This window comes from Psychrobium sp. nBUS_13, assembly GCF_051201665.1.
Lineage (GTDB): Bacteria > Pseudomonadota > Gammaproteobacteria > Enterobacterales > Psychrobiaceae > Psychrobium.
The window spans coordinates 2,877,250-2,895,452 of record NZ_CP179210.1; the positions used below are offsets into that span (position 1 = coordinate 2,877,250).

Annotated in this window: 18 protein-coding genes; all 18 read right to left on the reverse strand. The window is 40.9% G+C overall.

What is annotated here, in order from left to right; all coding sequences use genetic code 11:
• Positions 1-193: 193 nt before the first annotated feature.
• On the reverse strand, positions 194-1,324 hold the full coding sequence (gene flhB / locus ACMAZF_RS13205; protein WP_435274264.1) for a flagellar biosynthesis protein FlhB: 1,131 nt from the start codon (positions 1,322-1,324) through the stop codon (positions 194-196).
• Positions 1,325-1,339: 15 nt separating this feature from the next.
• Complete coding sequence (fliR, locus tag ACMAZF_RS13210) at positions 1,340-2,125, reverse strand: flagellar biosynthetic protein FliR (protein ID WP_435274265.1); 786 nt, start codon at positions 2,123-2,125, stop codon at positions 1,340-1,342.
• A 3-nt stretch (positions 2,126-2,128) separates the two neighbouring features.
• Positions 2,129-2,398: a flagellar biosynthesis protein FliQ gene (fliQ, locus tag ACMAZF_RS13215; protein ID WP_435274266.1), complete on the reverse strand. Its 270-nt coding sequence runs from the start codon at positions 2,396-2,398 to the stop codon at positions 2,129-2,131.
• A gap of 24 nt (positions 2,399-2,422) precedes the next feature.
• On the reverse strand, positions 2,423-3,160 hold the full coding sequence (gene fliP, locus ACMAZF_RS13220) for a flagellar type III secretion system pore protein FliP (protein WP_435274267.1): 738 nt from the start codon (positions 3,158-3,160) through the stop codon (positions 2,423-2,425).
• Positions 3,157-3,582, reverse strand: coding sequence for a flagellar biosynthetic protein FliO (fliO, locus tag ACMAZF_RS13225; protein ID WP_435274268.1), 426 nt, complete (start codon positions 3,580-3,582; stop codon positions 3,157-3,159). Before fliO ends, fliP begins: the two co-directional genes overlap by 4 nt.
• On the reverse strand, positions 3,542-3,931 hold the full coding sequence (gene fliN / locus ACMAZF_RS13230; RefSeq protein WP_435274269.1) for a flagellar motor switch protein FliN: 390 nt from the start codon (positions 3,929-3,931) through the stop codon (positions 3,542-3,544). Before fliN ends, fliO begins: the two co-directional genes overlap by 41 nt.
• A gap of 14 nt (positions 3,932-3,945) precedes the next feature.
• On the reverse strand, positions 3,946-4,965 hold the full coding sequence (fliM, locus tag ACMAZF_RS13235; protein WP_435274270.1) for a flagellar motor switch protein FliM: 1,020 nt from the start codon (positions 4,963-4,965) through the stop codon (positions 3,946-3,948).
• Between the two features lie 49 nt (positions 4,966-5,014).
• Positions 5,015-5,551: a flagellar basal body-associated protein FliL gene (gene fliL / locus ACMAZF_RS13240; RefSeq protein WP_435274271.1), complete on the reverse strand. Its 537-nt coding sequence runs from the start codon at positions 5,549-5,551 to the stop codon at positions 5,015-5,017.
• A 131-nt stretch (positions 5,552-5,682) separates the two neighbouring features.
• Positions 5,683-7,551 carry a flagellar hook-length control protein FliK gene (locus ACMAZF_RS13245; protein ID WP_435274272.1) on the reverse strand — a complete coding sequence of 623 codons (1,869 nt, stop codon included), beginning with the start codon at positions 7,549-7,551 and terminating at the stop codon, positions 5,683-5,685.
• A 166-nt stretch (positions 7,552-7,717) separates the two neighbouring features.
• The gene (gene fliJ, locus ACMAZF_RS13250; RefSeq protein WP_435274273.1) at positions 7,718-8,164 is read right to left on the reverse strand and encodes a flagellar export protein FliJ; all 447 of its coding nucleotides are present in this window, start codon (positions 8,162-8,164) and stop codon (positions 7,718-7,720) included.
• Positions 8,164-9,507, reverse strand: coding sequence for a flagellar protein export ATPase FliI (fliI, locus tag ACMAZF_RS13255; RefSeq protein WP_435274274.1), 1,344 nt, complete (start codon positions 9,505-9,507; stop codon positions 8,164-8,166). The genes fliJ and fliI overlap by 1 nt, the downstream gene beginning before the upstream one ends.
• Positions 9,500-10,441, reverse strand: coding sequence for a flagellar assembly protein FliH (locus ACMAZF_RS13260; RefSeq protein ID WP_435274275.1), 942 nt, complete (start codon positions 10,439-10,441; stop codon positions 9,500-9,502). The genes fliI and ACMAZF_RS13260 overlap by 8 nt, the downstream gene beginning before the upstream one ends.
• A 21-nt stretch (positions 10,442-10,462) precedes the next feature.
• Positions 10,463-11,494 carry a flagellar motor switch protein FliG gene (fliG, locus tag ACMAZF_RS13265; RefSeq protein WP_435277244.1) on the reverse strand — a complete coding sequence of 344 codons (1,032 nt, stop codon included), beginning with the start codon at positions 11,492-11,494 and terminating at the stop codon, positions 10,463-10,465.
• Between the two features lie 22 nt (positions 11,495-11,516).
• Entirely contained in the window at positions 11,517-13,253 is a 1,737-nt protein-coding gene (gene fliF, locus ACMAZF_RS13270) for a flagellar basal-body MS-ring/collar protein FliF (RefSeq protein ID WP_435274276.1), read from the reverse strand.
• A gap of 91 nt (positions 13,254-13,344) precedes the next feature.
• A complete protein-coding gene (gene fliE / locus ACMAZF_RS13275) occupies positions 13,345-13,704 on the reverse strand; it encodes a flagellar hook-basal body complex protein FliE (protein ID WP_435274277.1) in 360 nt (119 codons plus the stop codon).
• A gap of 151 nt (positions 13,705-13,855) precedes the next feature.
• Positions 13,856-15,220, reverse strand: a complete 1,365-nt coding sequence (locus ACMAZF_RS13280) for a sigma-54-dependent transcriptional regulator (RefSeq protein ID WP_435274278.1) — start codon at positions 15,218-15,220, stop codon at positions 13,856-13,858.
• A gap of 30 nt (positions 15,221-15,250) precedes the next feature.
• Positions 15,251-16,306, reverse strand: coding sequence for a sensor histidine kinase (locus ACMAZF_RS13285; protein ID WP_435274279.1), 1,056 nt, complete (start codon positions 16,304-16,306; stop codon positions 15,251-15,253).
• A gap of 349 nt (positions 16,307-16,655) precedes the next feature.
• Positions 16,656-18,101 (reverse strand): sigma-54 dependent transcriptional regulator, encoded by a 1,446-nt coding sequence (locus tag ACMAZF_RS13290; protein WP_435274280.1) that lies wholly within the window; start codon positions 18,099-18,101, stop codon positions 16,656-16,658.
• Between the last annotated feature and the right edge of the window lie 102 nt (positions 18,102-18,203).

Here is an 18,203-nt window from a genome sequence, read left to right on the forward strand (position 1 = left end):
AATAACAAGCAATTAGCCAATAGTCAACCTTCCATCACGTCAGTCATTTTATTGACGTTGTCAATTTAGCTAACCTAATTTTTATTTTATTGTGAACCAACAATAAGATAGCGTCGATGTACATAAACTGTTGCCTGAAATAACTATTTTTCAATTAATAACCAAGTGGCTAAAAATCAGACTAAAAATCAGACTAATGTTTTAGACTGTCAGGAATATCAAATTCCTTAGGTAACTTGGTTGGACGCCGTCCTTTGCGCTTTTTAAATTGCTCTAACTGATAAACATAAGCTAATACTTGTGCGACAGCGGCGAACAAACCATCAGGTATTGGCTCACTAATTTCGGTGGTATGATAGATTGCTCGTGCAAGCGCAGGGCTAGAAACAATAGAGACCTCATGCTCTCGAGCAACCTCACGGATCCTAAACGCCATATGGTCGCCACCTTTAGCAACAACGGTAGGTGCACTTGAACCATTAACATCATATTTAAGCGCAACAGAAAAGTGAGTAGGATTTGTGACAATGACGTCGGCCTCTGGCACATCTTGCATCATTCGTCGTTGGGATACTTCTCTTTGAAGTTGACGCTGCCGTCCTTTAACTTCTGGTTTACCTTCAATATTTTTATGTTCATCTTTGACTTCCTGTAAGGTCATTTTCAGCTCTTTGCTGTGCTTAAAGATCTGATATGGCGCATCAACCGCCGCGATAAGTAACAGTGAACAGCACAGTAAAATAAAAATCCATAAAAGGATATCAAGCGCTTCGATGACATTTAACGGAAATGATGTTTGGCTTAACGCTAGAATGCGTGGAAAATAAAAGGTCAATAATGTCCAAGCTAATGTGGCAATCACCGCAAACTTACCAATAGACTTCAAAAGCTCAACAACAGCCTGCATGCCAAACATTCGTTTAAAACCAGCAACAGGGCTCATTTTTGATGCTTTAGGCATCATTGCATCACTGCTAAATGTCAATCCACCTAATGCGATACTACCGATGAATGCGGCGATAAATAGACTAACAACGAAACCAATAATTGGCCATGCGATAGTCGACAACACTTCAGCCCACATTAACCCAAATTGATTGGTATCAAATGCTTCACTGCGTTTAAGTGAAAACATTCGCTTCATGACATTAAATAGGGAACTAGCAATCGCGCTACCAAATATATACATCCCGACAGCAGAAGCGATTAGAACGGCTGCAGTGCCAAGATCTTTAGAACGAGGAACCTGCCCTTTTTCTCGCGCTTGCTGTAGCTTCTTAGGGGTGGCTTGTTCGGTTTTTTCTTGACCATCACTTGCTGCCATTAAGCACAGTCTCCGTTAGAATTCACATTTAGTATTAATAACATTACACATCATTTCCATGCCACGTGCCCACTGAGCATCAAAATGCGACATAACAGTATCAAGTGTTAGCCATAGCACTAGTAAGCCAGCAAGCATGGTCACAGGGAAACCAATTGAGAAAATATTTAACTGCGGCGCGGCGCGAGTTAAAATACCAAATGAGAAATTAATAACAAGTAATGCAACCATCGCCGCAATAGACATGGCAAGTGCTGATGTAAACATCCACATCCCCCATTTGGCGATATTTTCCATAGTTACACTTGATAAACCGACTTCACCGATAGGCAGCGTCTCAAAGCTGATGACTAGCATTTTTATCATAATTAAATGGCCATCGATGGCTAAAAACATTAACGTTGCAAGCAATAAAAAAAACTGACCGACAACGGGTACAGTCTGCCCAGAGCCAGGATCAACCATTGATGCAAAACCTAAACTTGTTTGCATACCTATTACCTGGCCCGCAATAACAAAGGACTGCATCACTAAAACGGATATGAAACCAATGGCAACACCAATTAAAGTCTGTTGGATAACGATGATATAACTAGAAAATGAGAAGAGATCGGCGGTTGGAAAATGACCAATGGTTGGAACTATTAAGTATGTAATCGCTAATGCGTAAAACAAGCGCAGCCTCGTCGATAAATTGTTGCTGCCAACAACTGTCATCACCATGAACATCCCAGAAACGCGCGCAAATGCCCAAATGTGAGCTGCAAGCCATTCCATGATGATGTTTTCGTAAAGTGTCACAGGCTAGCCTATTACGCGAGGAATCGCTTCAATCATACCGATAGTAAAGTCCATTAATTGTTGGGTAAGCCAATGAGCACCAATAATTAAAGCAAGCAATGTCATCATTAGACGAGGCAAAAAGCTTAGCGTTTGTTCATTAATTGAGGTTGCGGCCTGAAAGATGGCAACAATTAAACCAATTATTAGGCTGGGCACAACAATAGCCACAACAAGCAGCATAACCACAAACAGCGCATCTCTAAATATATCGACAAACACTTCAGGTGACATTGATTTGCTCCTTTTCTAGTCTCGTCATAACCCAAAACTCTTGGCAAGTGTTCCCATTACCAGCGACCAACCATCAACTAAAACAAACAGCATCAGTTTAAATGGTAACGAAACAATCATTGGCGATAACATCATCATACCCATCGCCATTAATACACTGGCAACAACCAAATCAATTACCAAAAAGGGAATAAACAGCATAAACCCAATTTGAAAAGCGGTTTTTAATTCACTCGTAATAAACGCTGGAATTAATACGGTCATTGGCGCGTCTTCTGGTGCTGCAACGTCTGTACGGTTAGCAATATCTAAAAAGGTTGCTATATCTTTTTCCCGCGTTTGCGAAAGCATAAATTCACGAATAGGCCCTTGTGCTAACTTTAGTGCAGCGATGGCATCCACTTGCTCGTTTACATATGGTTGAACCGCAACGTTATTAATCTTATCGAGGACGGGTGACATGATAAACAGGCTTAGAAATAGCGAGAGACCAATAATTACCTGATTAGATGGTGCCTGTTGCAATCCCATTGCTTGTCTTAAAATTGATAAAACAATGACGATACGGGTAAAAGAGGTCATCATTATTAAGACGGCGGGAATAAAACTCAGCGCCGTCATTAAGGCAAGTACCTGGAGCGTTATACTGTAACTTTGCGTTCCGTCAGAGTTAGGCACAACAGTAACCGCTGGCAAACCTGTGTCTGCCATCAGCGTTGGCGACACCAACATGATTATTGCAGCAATGAAATACTTGATCATGACTTCCCTTTCTTCAATAACGACTGAATTGTCAACGGCATTCTTTCGGTGCTTTCTGATAGTTGCGCTTTTTTAATCGGCTGGTCGAGTTTATGGAGTAAATTAACATTGTTACTGGTTACCCCCAACATAAATTGCTCACCATTAACTTCAACTACCACAACGCGCTCTTTAGTACCAACCGATAATTGGGCCACTGTGCGCAGATGTTTTTGACTATGGGGAGTAATTTTCAGTTTTTTAACGATAAACGCAAGCAAGAAAATAACCGCTAATACGATAATTAGCGACATTAACATGCGCAAGAAATCTGGCGGCCCTGTCAGTGTTGTTGCTGCGGCAGGTATACTAAGGCTGGCTATAAATCCAGCGCTTAGTTTTCTAACGTAATTTTTTAATACGTTCTGTTTGACTAATAACATCAGTTAATCGAATACCAAATTTATCATTGACGACAACCACTTCACCATGGGCGATTAAGGTACCGTTAACTAGAACATCAAGAGATTCACCAGCAACACGATCAAGTTCGATAACAGAGCCTTGATTTAATTGCAGTAAATTACGAATAGTAATATTTGATCGTCCCACTTCCATTGAAATAGTCACTGGAATATCTAAAATGGCATCAAGTTTTTCATCACCCGACGATGCACCGTCGCCACCTATAGCTGACTCATCAAGCTGATCTAATTCCGCTTTCTGTGCTTCTTCTGCCTCGGCATCGGCTTGTTCAGCCATTGCGTCAGCCCAATCATCCATATCACTCATCTTTTATCTCTCACTTACGATTTTTCTTCAGACATTTTTCGCTGAAGTAATTGAAATTCTGACTTTTGCGATTCCGGTCGCGGAATAATCGACGTTACTTCAAGACCATAATTATCATTAACTTGCCCAAGTTTCCCTCTAAATGAAGGCAACTCTTCTGCTTTCACAACGAGCTCATCGGGCATTTCAAATGGGATAATATCACCTTCTTTCATTTCCATGATTTTACGCAGTGTTAAATCAACTTCACCAAGCCCTACTTCCAGCTCGACTTCAACGTCCATAATTTCGTCTTTAAGGGCTGCACTCCAACGTTGATCCGTATCTTCTTTATCAGATTGAACACCAGCATCTAATAGCTCTCTGATTGGTTCAAGCATCGAATAAGGCAACGCGATATGAAAATCACCACCACCGCCATCGAGTTCAATATGAAAAGAACAGACAACAATAACTTCTGTTGGACTGACAATATTGGCCATTGACGGATTCACTTCTGAGTCTAAATATTCAAACTCAACATCCATCACTGGCGCCCAAGCTTCCATATAATCTTCAAATACAATTTTTAACAATAATTGAATGATTCGGCGCTCTGTTGGCGTAAATTCGCGTCCCTCAATTTTTGCAGGATAACGACCATCACCACCAAAGAAATTATCTACTAAAATAAACACTAAACGCGCTTCAAGAGTAATTAATGCGGTGCCTTTAAGTGGTCTAAAACGAACCATGTTCAAACTTGTCGGTACAAACAATGTATGAATGTACTCGCCAAACTTCAACATTTGCACGCCATTGATGGATACTTCAGTAGTACGGCGCATTAAGTTAAATAAACTAATGCGCAAATGACGAGCAAAACGCTCATTAACCATTTCAAGGGTGGGCATTCGACCACGAACAATACGATCTTGAGAAGAGAAGTCATATTCAGCGGCACTATCTCCAGCGCCTCCTGCAACTTCTTCTTCAACGTCATCTACACCATGTAACAACGCATCAATTTCGTCTTGACTCAGTAGATCATTCAAGCTTTAGTCCGCCTTTCTTAGTTAACGACATCAATAACTCAATTAAGAGTTATTGCATAACAAATCCAATAAATAATACTTTCTCAACCACAGGTTTTCCAACGAGTGGTTCAAGCGCCTGTTGCACAGCAGCAAGAGATTCTTTACGCAATTCCTGTTTGCCTTCATTAGTTGAAAGCTTTTCTGCATTTGAGGTGCTAAAAGTTGTTAGTAATGTATCTTCAATTAATGGTATATGTTTTCTGGCAATAGTATCGTGCTCACCGCCTCGCACCATTAACTGCACTTTAATTTGTACTAATCGGTCTCTGCCATAGCCAGGCACATTAAAAACAAATGGACGTGGCATTCCAACGTAAAACGCGTCGCCGGTTTCTGCTTCGCCTTCGTCACCACTATCCTCAGCCATCTCAGGATCTGGCTCAGCGCCTTCTTCAAGAGACATTTCTGGATCTGTCGGTTCATCTGAGCCCGATAGAAAGAAAAAAGCACCAGCGCCACCAGCAATCAATACCACAACAGCAATAATGATAATTAGTAGCTTTTTACTACCGCCTTGCGCTTCTTCAACTGCTTCTTCAGCCATATTTACATTCCTTCACAAAAACTATTTCTAAACCACTGATCCTAACACTCTCTGTTAAGCAATTGAACCCGTGATAAATCATCGATTTAAAGCTACCACACTACAAACAATTATCCTATAGAACATGCCTGTTACGCGTAATAATCAATGCCGTTGGTTGATTGTTTGTTCAAAACTAAGGTCACCGGCTCAATCCCTTCATCATCAAACTCCCCCTGCTCACCAAATAAATTCGACTGTTGGGCTTGTTGAGATTCTTTTTGTTGTTGGTTTTGTTCTTTTACATCACTCTGGTTTAATTCAATACCTTGCTCTTGCAGAGACTCTTTAAGCTTTGCCATTGCCTGCTCTAACATATCTTTTGCTTGTGGATTACTCACCTGAAATTGAACGTTCATTTGGTCTTGTTGCATCACTATGCGCACCGACATTGCACCTAGTTCTTCAGGATCTAGGTTCAAAACGACATGATTGATGCCACCACGAGCCATCATTGTCATGTGCTCTTTGAGTTGTTGAGATGCCATACTGTTATCGTTTAAGGTCACACGCTGCGCCAACGTTTCAGGCGCTTTGTTTGCGGTTAACTGGCTAGAAGCAAACTCTTTGGCCACTTGTTGCTCAACTCTTGCTGCAGCGCCACCAATAGATGTTTCTGCTGGCGTTGTGCTTGCGGAGCTATTGCGAAAACTCGACTCTAGCTGCGCAACTAACGCATCAACTTTTGACGTTACTGGTTTGTCTTGTTCAATAACAACATCACCTTTTACAAACTCTCGTTCACTTGTGACTGAAGCGGTTCTTACATTGATTTGTTTTTCACTTTCACTGGCAGCCCGAGCAATTGAGTTGTCACGTCCAGTGCCTACTCTGTCCATTTCATTGCCTTTCATTGACAATTCAGATGACGCATTACTTTGATCTAACTCACCTGCCAAGTCGGCATTTGGGTTTATTTGCTGTTGTAAACTTTGTCGACTACCTTCAATTTGTGCAAGCATTTGTTTAGCAGATTGCGTATTAACAACTACTTGTTCATGCTTTTCAGAGGTAAAATTAAATAATTGCTGACGTTGCTGCTCTGGCAGCTCTGTAATCAATGTTTGTAACTTATCGCTAAGTACTTCTTCACCACCACTGACTGTCATTTTTTGAACGATTTTTTCGTCGCTTTGCTGTGCTTTTTGAGCATTGGGTTCCTGAGACACACTATCCTGAAGCAACGACAATCCTTCGCTGGTAACATTGACGAGTTCCTCAATGTTATCTTTAACACCTGCAAGGCTTATATCGTCAACATTTAATGATTTAATTCGCGCTTGCAATTGGGTTAATTCAGCCGCGAGTTCTTCATTTGATACCTGCTTATTTTGACTTGATCCTAATTTTGACAATAAATTTTTCACGTCATTGATGATTGATTCAAACTCGTTCATTGAAGCGATGTCGGTTAATTCTTGGTTTGGTGCTTGTAACTTATCTAGTTGTCGCTCTAAGTTTAATTCAGATTGCTCCATCAATTTGGTTAATTTGTCACGATGCAGTTCACCATTAGACTCGCCATTTAGTGCTTTTATTTCAGCTAATGAGTTAGAAAGCAGCTTACTTTTTGACGGTGATAAACTCGCAATTATATCTTCAAGTTTCGCTAAAATATTGTCGCTACCTTCAAGGTTATCTCCCGAAACTAGCTCTTGTGCCTCTTCAATAGCATTACTATCTTCACGTGATGATTTTGACTGCTGTTCATTTTTTAATAAACGCATCAGTTGTTCAATTAGCGCTCTAGTCTTCTCATCTATTGGCTCTTCAAATTTAACATTATTTGATTCGATAGATTGAGTCAGGTGATCATTGAAAGTTAATTCATTTGCAGCCTGGAAGCGTTGCGCTTGCTCACTCATATCTTCGTTAAGCGAGGTGGAAGACGCTGAAGATGCGGCAAAAGTTGCCGAATTATCGACACTGGCATTTAAATTGATAAGATTAAATGATTCCAAAAGACTATTTCCTTGCTCATAAGGTCAGAGAGATAAAATTAAAACAATAATAAACAATAACTTACTTAATTCTTAGAGTTTCCTGTCAATTTATATTTGAAATAAACTGATCAGTTCAAATTATAAAAGCAAATATTGAGCCATGATTACAAATATGGAATGTTGTTTAATTTCTCTGTTTTCTATGATGAGACATCATGGCAAATTCGTCTGCCATTTTCTGTTGCTGTTTCTCTTCTTTTAAAAAGATTTCGTTATTTTGCTTATCAATAAGGAACAAAATGGAATCTGCATATTGTTTTGCTTTCGCCCAAGTAACACGTCTTGCGTCGACTGCTAACGCTGCTTTTGCAATGACATCACGCTGTTGAAATATTGACTGATCAATTTGGGCAAGAAACCCCTGTAAACGAATCAATTTATCTGCACTGACCTGTTGAATATTCTCAGGTTTCATTTGAGCCAAATAATCTTGCTTATATTGAACAAGTGATTCCATTTGCTCTTTGAGTTGATTAAGTTGTTGTTGAGCTTGACTAAAAACCTTAAGCGCGTCTTGTTCTTTCTTTTGAGCCATCTCTAAGACAATAGTCAGTTGTTTAACGTTAGCCATTATTGTAACGCTTGGCCAAGTTGAGTGAGGGCAACTAACGATTCATCATAGGGATGCGATTCTTTCATTGTTTGCTGACAAAATGCTTCAATAACCGGATAAAATTGAATCGCTTTATCAACTTTAGGATCTGCACCTGCGACATAGGCACCAATAGCAATGAGATCTTTATTTTGTTGATACAGCGAATAGTTTTGTTTAACCATGCGTGCATATTGCATATGTTCATCACTCACCACCATCGGCATAACACGGGAAATTGACGCCTCAACATCAATGGCAGGATAATGACCAGCTTCAGCAAGTCTACGTGACAATACAATATGACCATCTAATATAGCGCGAGATGAATCAGCAATGGGATCCTGCAAATCATCCCCTTCTGTTAGCACAGTATAAAAGGCCGTGATCGATCCTTGCCCATCAGAACCATTTCCAGCTCGTTCAACCAACTGTGGAAGCTTTGCAAAAACTGAAGGCGGGTATCCTTTGGTGGCAGGAGGCTCACCAATTGCGAGAGCAATTTCACGTTGTGCTTGGGCGAATCGGGTGAGTGAATCCATTAATAATAAAACTTCCATCCCCTGATCGCGAAAATACTCAGCGATAGTCACTGACGTTTCACAGGCTTTTAAGCGCATTAACGGTGATGTGTCAGCGGGTGCTGCAACTACAACAGAACGTTTACGCCCTTCTTCACCTAAAATCTCTTCAATAAACTCTTTAACTTCACGCCCACGCTCACCAACCAAACCAACAACGATAACATCAGCACTGGTGCCACGAGTCATCATGCCTAGTAAAACACTTTTTCCGACACCTGAACCAGCGAATAATCCCATTCGCTGACCTTTACCAACTGTAATTAGCGTATTGATAGCGCGAATGCCAACATCAAGTGGCTTTGAAATTGGTCGACGAGCGAGTGGATTAATGGGAGTTGCCTTACCTGACACCTTCGTGACAGTTTTTATTGCGCCTAGACCGTCAAGTGGCTCACCTATGCCGTTAATCACTCGTCCCAGTAGCTCAAGACCTACAGGCAAGCCTTGTTGATGATTAAGCGGTTGGACTTTAGCACCGGGCAACACGCCGTGAATTTCTTCACTTGGCATGAGATAGAGAATATCATCGCTAAATCCAACAACTTCGGCATTAATGTTTCCCGTGAGCGTTTCAACACTACACTGACTGCCAACCGGTGCGCGACAGCCAATCGCTTCCATAGTTAAGCCCACAACCCGTTTTAATTTCCCTGCCATAACAGGTTGGAATTGGTTCACTTGATCATTATATTTACCAAGTTGTTTAACCCAATCCACCATAGGAATAGGATCAGACATCAGTATCTTCGCTTGACGGGTTTAGTCTATCGTCGTTGTTTTGTATGTTACTTTCATCATGTTCTTCAACAAACGGTATGTTCTCATTAATGTCCGTCGACGAGAACGTTTCTTGCTCATGCTCGGCAGCCACTTGAGATGTTGATTCATATTCAGGAGCAGCTTTATTACTGAAATCATCAAAGACTTGATTAATTCGCTCATCTAGGTTTAATGAAACTGAACTATTGGTGGTATTGAGATAGCAATCACCAATATTCAATGCAGGATCAGACCCAATGGTTAAGCGACTTTTATCGCTTTGTTGTTCTCCAAACAAATTTTCAATGATATCCAAATCTTGAGGGTTAACATGAAGGCTAACGGCGCTTTCCCCACCTATGACTTTAATTCCTTCACTAACAGCTTGAATAATTGGTTTCTTACTCTGCGTTATTTCAACATGTACAATTTTCTTAGCGAGTGTTAACGCTAACTCAATTAAAGCATCTTCTACTGCCTTATCTTGACTAGAAAGTGGTTGCTGTAGTTTGGTAATCATTGCGTCTATGATTGAAACACGCTGTGCAATTTGAGGTTGTGCTTGTTCGAGCCCTTGATTAACGCCGTCTTCTATTCCTTGCACCAGACCTTGATCGTAACCTTCCTGATGCCCTTTTAGTAAGCCTTCTTCTCTACCTTTGGCAAGCCCTTCTTGATAGCCTTGTTCTTGCGCTTGTTGAGTAATTTCGTCTAAAGCTTGAGCAGATAATGTATTGCTCTCTTCTTCATCAACGACAACGTCAGCCAACGGTTCTGGTTTTGATAAGTCCGCAATATTCATTCTAAATGCATTTGTGCGCTCTTTATCGACCTCTTTACCAACATCTGGCGCATACCAGCGTTTTAGTAGCTCTAGTTCTTCATCCGTTGGCTTATACACTTCGTTCGACATAATCAGTCCTCAATCATCCAATTATAAGAACTCGTCGCCGCCGCCGCCAAGCATAATTTCACCTGAGTCAGCTAAGCGTGTAGCCACTGCCAAGATTTCTTTCTGGGCTACTTCAACTTCACTCACACGAATTGGCCCCATGGCTTCAAGATCATCAACCAACATTTCAGCAGCACGTTTTGACATATTATTAAGGAATTTATCTTTAAGAGCCTCATCTGAACCTTTAAGAGCTTTCATGAGGTCATCTGTTTGAACATCACGTAAAATTGCCTGAATTCCACGGTCATCAACGTCAATAAGGTTTTCAAAGACAAACATCAGATCTTGAAGTTTTTGTGCCATCTCTTCGTCAGTATCACGAATAGAGTCCATCAATTGCCCTTCAACATTATTGTCTAAGTAGTTCATGATGTTAGCAGCCGATTTCAAGCCGCCCATTTTAGCTGCTTGTGCGCCAGCTTGACCCGCAAACTGTTTTTCCATGATGTCATTAAGCTCTTGTAATGCCGCAGGTTGAACCTCTTCAAGGTTAGCAATACGCATCATTAAATCTAAGCGAATTTTTTCCGGGAATTGCGATAATATTTCAGCCGACTGCTCGGGATCCAAATAAGATAATACGATGGTTTGAATTTGGGGATGCTCACTAACGATAATATTGGCAACTTGTCGAGCATCCATCCATTTAAGCGATTCCAGACCTTTAGCACTACCACCTAAAATAATTTGGTCAATGATATTAGACGCTTTATCTTCACCTAAGGCCTCGATGAGCGCTTTACGAATAAAGTCTTCTGAATTTAATCCAATGGATGATAAGTCTTGAATATCGTCTAAGAAAACACGAAGCACAGCCTGCACCTTTGCGGGCGTAAAATCTTCAAACCCTGCCATTGCCTGGCCAACATACTGAACTTCTTTTGGCTCAAGAGACTTTAAGATACTCGCAGCGTCTTCTTCTTTTAAACTGAGTAAAAGTAACGCTGTTTTTTCAAGACCCGTTAAGGTACTTGCGTCAAAACTCGCTTCTTTTTGTTCTTGAGTTGCAATTTCTTCAGCCATTTCTTATCCGTTACTTGTTGTTGTCTTGATATAACCAGTTTTTCACAACCTGGATTGATAAATCTGGTTCATTGGCGACTAATGCTCGAACCGCTCGTAATAAATCATCGTCTTTATGGAGATTCGGGATTTTAATCGAACCATCATCAGCGTAGGTGTAATCACTATCCGATGCTGCCAACATGTCTACCGTGTCAGATGCAAACTGGTCATCAAAGTCAGCTAAATCATCTTCATTCATCTCATCGCTATCTTCTTCTGCATCAGGATAGATGAGGCGATTGAGCATTGGGCGAACTAAGAAAATAATAATTACCGTTATTAACAAAAATCCAATAACTAGCTTTGCTATCTTTAAAAACCACGGCTGTTCCCACATTGGAGGTTCTGGCGCAGCTTGTAATTCTTCTTGATAAAATTGTGTGGTGACGACTTCTAATACATCGCCTCGAGCTTGACTAAACCCTATACTGCCTTGTAATAAACGCGTAATGTTTGCAAGCTCCTCAGCGGTTCGAGGTGCTTGTGTCGATTCTCCACCTTCTGCTGCTGGCATCGTTTTATAATCTAAAGCTACCGACACACTAACGCGTTTAATAATGCCGACTTGTTGACGTATGTGACTAATCGTAGTGTCTAACTCAAAGTTGCGAGTCGCTTCTTTTTGAAATTGTCCAGGCTGACCGCTGCTACTTTCATTACCTTGCAGCTCGCTCGCTTGTTGAGGAATTTCTGATTCCAATGGCGGCTGATTGCTTAAAGCACCAGCAACACCACTAATAACATTGCCAACATTGCTGTTTTCAGACGTTCGTTCGCTTCGTATAGCGGGTAAGTCAGGATTATAGCGTTGCTGCGTTTCTTCAACGGCAGTGAAATCCATTGAAACATCAACTTGTGCCGTGTAATTCCCTAAACCGACAACGGGAATCAAAATCGTATCAATTTTCGATAAATAAGCACCTTCTTGTTTCTTTTCTTGCTCGAATTCTTTACGACTACGAATACTTGAAGGATCTTCGTTACCTGATTTTAAAGAACGTCCTGCTTGATCGGCAATAGATACACGACCTGGTTCCAGCGACGGCACGGCTGACGACACAATATCAACAATACTATCGACTTCACCTTGGGTTAGTTGACGCCCACGATTTAGCGTAACGACGACTGTAGCACTGGCCTTTTTATCACGACGAGAAAATACATTTTCTTTTGGAATGGCGAGTAATACGCGAGCGCGGGATACGTTTTTAAGTTCACTAATTGCACTTGCGAGTTGCTTTTCGCGACTATGCTTGAGACGTTCTCGCTCTAAACGCTGAGAGACACCAAAGCCCATATCCTGCATTAAGATATCGTCACCATTAGCAGGCGCCGCATCCATACCCGCTCTAACTAAGGCGAGCTTAATTTTTTGATAATCATCTTGGGTGACGAGAATTTCACGGTTTTCAGTTTTGTAGTCAAATTTATTTAGGTCAAGAAAGTCTAACGTGGTTGTAAACTCTTCTGTGTTCATTTTTCCTAGCGGTCGATACTCAGGCTCTTGCGCCCAAAAAACAACCATTACAGCTAAAGCTAAACAGACGGTCAACGCAACAACCATAACGATTTGGCGCATGGTTTCACCATCACCTAAACCGGAAAAAGCACCGGTTTTTTCATCGGGTATCGCGGTATTTGAAGTTGTGATGGGATGTTGGTCATCTGACACCATCATATCTGTCGATTCACTCGCTTGACTCACAGGATTACCTTCCAAAATTTAAAAATTACGTAGACGTAGTCTATCTTGCTAATAATGTCATAATTTAAAAGACTTTACCTAACAAAATTTACTAAACAGGCATGCTCATGATTTCTTTGTAAGCTTCAACAAATTTATTTCTTACTTCGACGGTGGCACTAAAGGCAACACTTGATTTTTGAGAGGCAATCATTGCATCAGAAATACTGACACTACGATCACCCATTTCAACAGCGGTTTGTAATGCTTTTGAGTGTTTTTGTAAGCCATTTACGTTATCAACTGCACTTTTTAGCATGCTGGCAAAATCACTGCCATTGGTCTGAGTTACCTGACGAGTTTCAATATTCCCCATGTTTGGCTGGTTAATGCCTGGCGTTTGCATCTGCGCTTTAGCAATCATGTTTTGCATGTTGCTTAACATAGCATTTGAGTTTGTATTGATGTTCATGGCTGTGCTCCCGAATATTGAAACGACAATTTTTTGGCAATTGCGTTATTTATGACAGATAAAGCAATTACCTTGCCACAAATTAAAAGCACGAAAAAAGCAGACTTAAATCTTAGTTCAAGTCTGCTTTAGATATTGATATATTTGGCGATTATGCAGGTAACTCAATTCCTTGCTCACGAATTTTTGCGAGTTTGTATCGCAGCGTTCGAGGGCTAATCCCGAGTTTTTCAGCAACAGCCTTGCGTGAACCATTACACGCAGCCAATGTATCGATAATAATTTGATTTTCTTGTTGTTTAAGCTCGTTGCCTAGAACATCACTATGAACTACATTGCTAGGAACCGCTGTCATCATTGGCGTTTCATCTTCGTTGCTATCTTGATTGTCGTCCAATGATTCTATAATCAAGTCACTGACCGCAACCTCTTCACCATTACTCAAAATAAGCGCGCGTTGCACGACGTTGTCTAACTCACGGACGTTTCCAGGCCAGCTATGACGCTGTAACATCAGTTTAGCGTCAGTTGAATAAACTGGCGCTGGGCCAGATTGCTGCCAATGCCGTGATAACAGGTGCTCCGCCAATGGAATAATATCGCCACGGCGCTCTTTTAAGTGCGGCCATGCCAATGGAAATACATTTAGGCGATAGTATAAATCTTCACGAAACTCTTTATTCTTAACCGATTGGCGTAGATCACGGTTTGATGTTGCTAATACACGTACATCAAGCTTAATTGTTTTACGTGAGCCTAAACGTTCAACTTCTTTTTCTTGCAGGACACGAAGTAATTTCGCCTGCAAGCTAATATCCATTTCGGTAATTTCATCAAGCAGTATTGTGCCACCTTGAGCTTGTTCAAATTTCCCAGGACAGGCTTGAAGCGCACCAGTAAACGCGCCTTTTTCATAACCAAATAAAGTTGATTCGAGCATATTTTCAGGTATCGCTGCACAGTTAATGGCAACAAAGGGCTTATCACAGCGTTTTGATTGATTATGAATGTATTGGCTAAGCACTTCTTTGCCAGAGCCTGATGGTCCACTAATCATCACAGACGCGTCGCTTTGTGCGACTTTTTTCGCCAGTGCCAATAATTCGACAGACTTTGGATCGCCAATGATAGGATCGTTATTGGCGATTGTAGGTACCGGTAAATAACGACTCACTAAATTGAGCAAGACTTCCGGCGCAAATGGCTTTGCCATATAATCTGACGCACCATCACGCATAGCGCTTACAGCATCATCTATAGTCGCATAAGCAGTCATTAATAGCATTGGCAGTTCAGGCCATTTAAGTTTTATACTTCTCAATAAGGAGAGTCCTGACATGCCGCCCATTTGAACATCAGATACCACCATAGAAACAGGTGTTGTTTTAAGGGTTAATAACGCTTCTTCACCGCTTTCACATTCAACACATTCATAACCACCCAGCATCAAGGTATCGACAAGGGCTTCACGTAAACCAGCATCATCTTCAACAACTAATATTTTATGAGAACTCATAGAATTATTTCTCCTAATAACTGGCTATGATTAACCGACAGCGGCATGTTTAACAACAACAGCAGCTTCTCGATGTAGCGGTAATATTAATGAAAAGCACGAACCTTGCCCCTGTTTAGATACCAAAGTAAGTTGGCCGCGATGTGATTTAGCCACCGATTGGACAACAGCTAATCCTAGCCCGGTTCCTTGCGACTTAGTCGTATAAAAGGGTTCAAATATCTTTTGTTGGTCGGCTACCGAAATTCCAGGACCGTTATCAACCAATGAAATCTCTACTTCATTGTCGCCGTGACGTTTTGCAATTAAGTGCATCATCAGCCCTTGTGGTTTAGCCTGAATTGCGTTGTGAATGAGGTTCGTAATAGCACCACTTAGCGCAGTACGATTACCCATGACTAAGAGATCAGGATCAGGAAGAGTAACCATTAAATTTGCTTTGTGTTGATCCATCATGGCGTCACTGGACGATTGAACTTCGCTTAGAATTTCCTGTAATGAAATTTCTGTTGATAGTTGACCACTATCACTGCGTGCAAACATCAGCATATCATTTACTTGCTGCTCTAAATCTTTTAAACGTGCCATCAATTTGTCGTGAAAACGCTCTTTTGATTGCGGAGCCATCGTCTTACTTTTTAAATTAGCGGCATACAACATCGCTGCAGACAACGGAGTGCGAACTTGATGCGCTAAGGACGCAACCATTTTACCCAGTGCAGATAAACGCTGCATGTGTGCCATATTGTTTTGCATTTGACGGGTTTGTGTTAAATCGGTCACTAATATTAACTGGCCATCTTCAGGGGCAAGTGATGAGATAGCAATCTTTAATCGGCGACCGTCTTTTAAAGAAACCTCGTGACCATCATCGGCGCGGGGTTCAAATACACTATTAATAACGGTTGCCCATCGCTGACCAACCACGTTATCACCAAAAAAGTCTAACGCCATACGATTAGCTTCTTCGACACGACCATTTGCATCAAGAATGATGACACCAGACGGAAGAATATCAACAAGATGTGCCAGACGATTTTGTGAAATGCGTCCAGGTGTCGTTGGTTGATGAAATTGTGGTGCCATAACAGCCTCGTCAATAAATTGTCTGCTTGAGATTTACCAACGATATTGCACTTAGTGTGCCAACTTTATTTATATTACATTCAATAGCTTATCCGAGAAATTAGCATTAAAAAATCAATAATATCATTTTTAACATGGCATTTACGCGATGTTCAAACATGCCTTGGATCGTTTTCACGATGTATAAAGGTGTTTCGTATTTTGGAGGATTCATTAAGTGTTGAAGACTATTTTTTGTGAAGAGAATAGGCTACAAACCTATTAATCATAGCTAAGATAGCAAATAATGACTTTATCGCGGTAATACTTAGGTATAATTACCGCGATAAAACAAAAGAATCAAGATAGATTAGCCGTCCTTAGACATGCTATATTTACGCATTTTTTCAACCAAGGTAGTTCGACGCATACCCAAAATATCTGCCGCTCGAGAAACGACGTATTCTTGCTGCTCCAACGCTTGTCGAATCAAGTCAACTTCTAATTCAGAAAGCATTTCTTTTAGATTTACCCCTTCTGAAGGCAATTCTGTCATCACCGTTTTTTCTGGAACCTCAACAACATACTCTCCGCTAAAGATTGCTGCAAATGCTTCTTGTTCTTGCATTTCTTCAGGATAATCAGGTTCAAATTCGGGTACATCTAGGTGGCGGTATTTAGCCGGTAAATCATTAACATCGATAAGATTATTTGGATAAAGAATGACTAAACGTTCAACCAAATTACTTAATTCACGAACATTACCAGACCAATCTGCCATCATTAGCGACTCCATACACCGCTGCGTAAAGCGAACCGACGTATTGTATGCTGATTCCATTCTAGTGACGAGCTCTTGCAGCAATAACGGAATATCGTCCTTCCGCTCTCTAAGGGCAGGTACTTCAATAGGAAAGACATTAAGGCGATAAAATAAGTCTTCTCTAAATTTACCGTCTTTAATTTGCTCCTCGAGATGTTGATGCGTTGCAGCGACAATCCGAACGTTACACGTCATGGTTTTATTGCCGCCGACTCGTTCAAAGGTTCGCTCTTGCAACACGCGCAGTAATTTAACCTGCATTGGATGAGGCATATCACCAATTTCATCCAAAAATAATGTACCACCTTCGGCTAATTCAAAACGCCCTTTTCGTGCGGTATAGGCCCCAGTAAACGCGCCTTTTTCATGACCGAACAATTCACTTTCTAATAACTCTGGCGGAATCGCACCACAGTTTACCGGAATGAACGGGCCTTCTCGTCGTTTAGAATAATAGTGAACATTGCGGGCAATAACTTCTTTACCTGTTCCTGATTCACCAAGTACAAGCACGTTAGCATCAGTTTGTGCAACTTGCTCAATCAGCACACGAACATTTTGAATATTATCGCTACGCCCAACTAAACTTCTAAACAGCATAGACGATGAGCCAGAAACCGCATGGGTTGCTGGGCGTTTATTCAAAAAATCTTGACAGTTATGAAGTTCTTGGGTCAATTTTTCATATTTGACTTCGTAAGGCATCACACCGATAACGTTAGAGTAGTTAGTCGCCAAATGGGCAACATCATCGCCAGCAATCAAAAAAGACTGTTTAGGAAGTTCTGTAATCAAATTTTCATTAAAGTCTGCCACTCGATGGTCGATAATAACGCTGCGATAAATGGTTTCTTGGCCAACAATCAGCGCTTCGAGTTCTGTAATGCTATTACTTTTTATAATGGTTTCGCCAATAAAGTCCAAAATAGTGGAAAGTGACTCTAAATATACTGAGTTAGAACTACAAAGCAGTATCGCGTTGGAAATTTGCATCTGTTGACATTACCTTTATAAAACAAAGTGATTTACTGATTCTGAGCTAATAGAGTATTCTAACTGGCAAAATAAAACCATAGCAACAGTCAATATTTTGAC

What these genes read in the sequence shown, in the direction of transcription:
- flhB (WP_435274264.1), bottom strand. Translation starts at nt 1,324, where the DNA reads ATGGCAGCAAGTGATGGTCAAGAAAAAACCGAACAAGCCACCCCTAAG.
- fliQ (WP_435274266.1), bottom strand. Translation starts at nt 2,398, where the DNA reads ATGTCACCTGAAGTGTTTGTCGATATATTTAGAGATGCGCTGTTTGTG.
- fliP (WP_435274267.1), bottom strand. Translation starts at nt 3,160, where the DNA reads ATGATCAAGTATTTCATTGCTGCAATAATCATGTTGGTGTCGCCAACG.
- fliO (WP_435274268.1), bottom strand. Translation starts at nt 3,582, where the DNA reads ATGTTATTAGTCAAACAGAACGTATTAAAAAATTACGTTAGAAAACTA.
- fliN (WP_435274269.1), bottom strand. Translation starts at nt 3,931, where the DNA reads ATGAGTGATATGGATGATTGGGCTGACGCAATGGCTGAACAAGCCGAT.
- fliL (WP_435274271.1), bottom strand. Translation starts at nt 5,551, where the DNA reads ATGGCTGAAGAAGCAGTTGAAGAAGCGCAAGGCGGTAGTAAAAAGCTA.
- fliJ (WP_435274273.1), bottom strand. Translation starts at nt 8,164, where the DNA reads ATGGCTAACGTTAAACAACTGACTATTGTCTTAGAGATGGCTCAAAAG.
- fliI (WP_435274274.1), bottom strand. Translation starts at nt 9,507, where the DNA reads ATGTCTGATCCTATTCCTATGGTGGATTGGGTTAAACAACTTGGTAAA.
- ACMAZF_RS13260 (WP_435274275.1), bottom strand. Translation starts at nt 10,441, where the DNA reads ATGTCGAACGAAGTGTATAAGCCAACGGATGAAGAACTAGAGCTACTA.
- fliE (WP_435274277.1), bottom strand. Translation starts at nt 13,704, where the DNA reads ATGAACATCAATACAAACTCAAATGCTATGTTAAGCAACATGCAAAAC.
- ACMAZF_RS13280 (WP_435274278.1), bottom strand. Translation starts at nt 15,220, where the DNA reads ATGAGTTCTCATAAAATATTAGTTGTTGAAGATGATGCTGGTTTACGT.
- ACMAZF_RS13285 (WP_435274279.1), bottom strand. Translation starts at nt 16,306, where the DNA reads ATGGCACCACAATTTCATCAACCAACGACACCTGGACGCATTTCACAA.
- ACMAZF_RS13290 (WP_435274280.1), bottom strand. Translation starts at nt 18,101, where the DNA reads ATGCAAATTTCCAACGCGATACTGCTTTGTAGTTCTAACTCAGTATAT.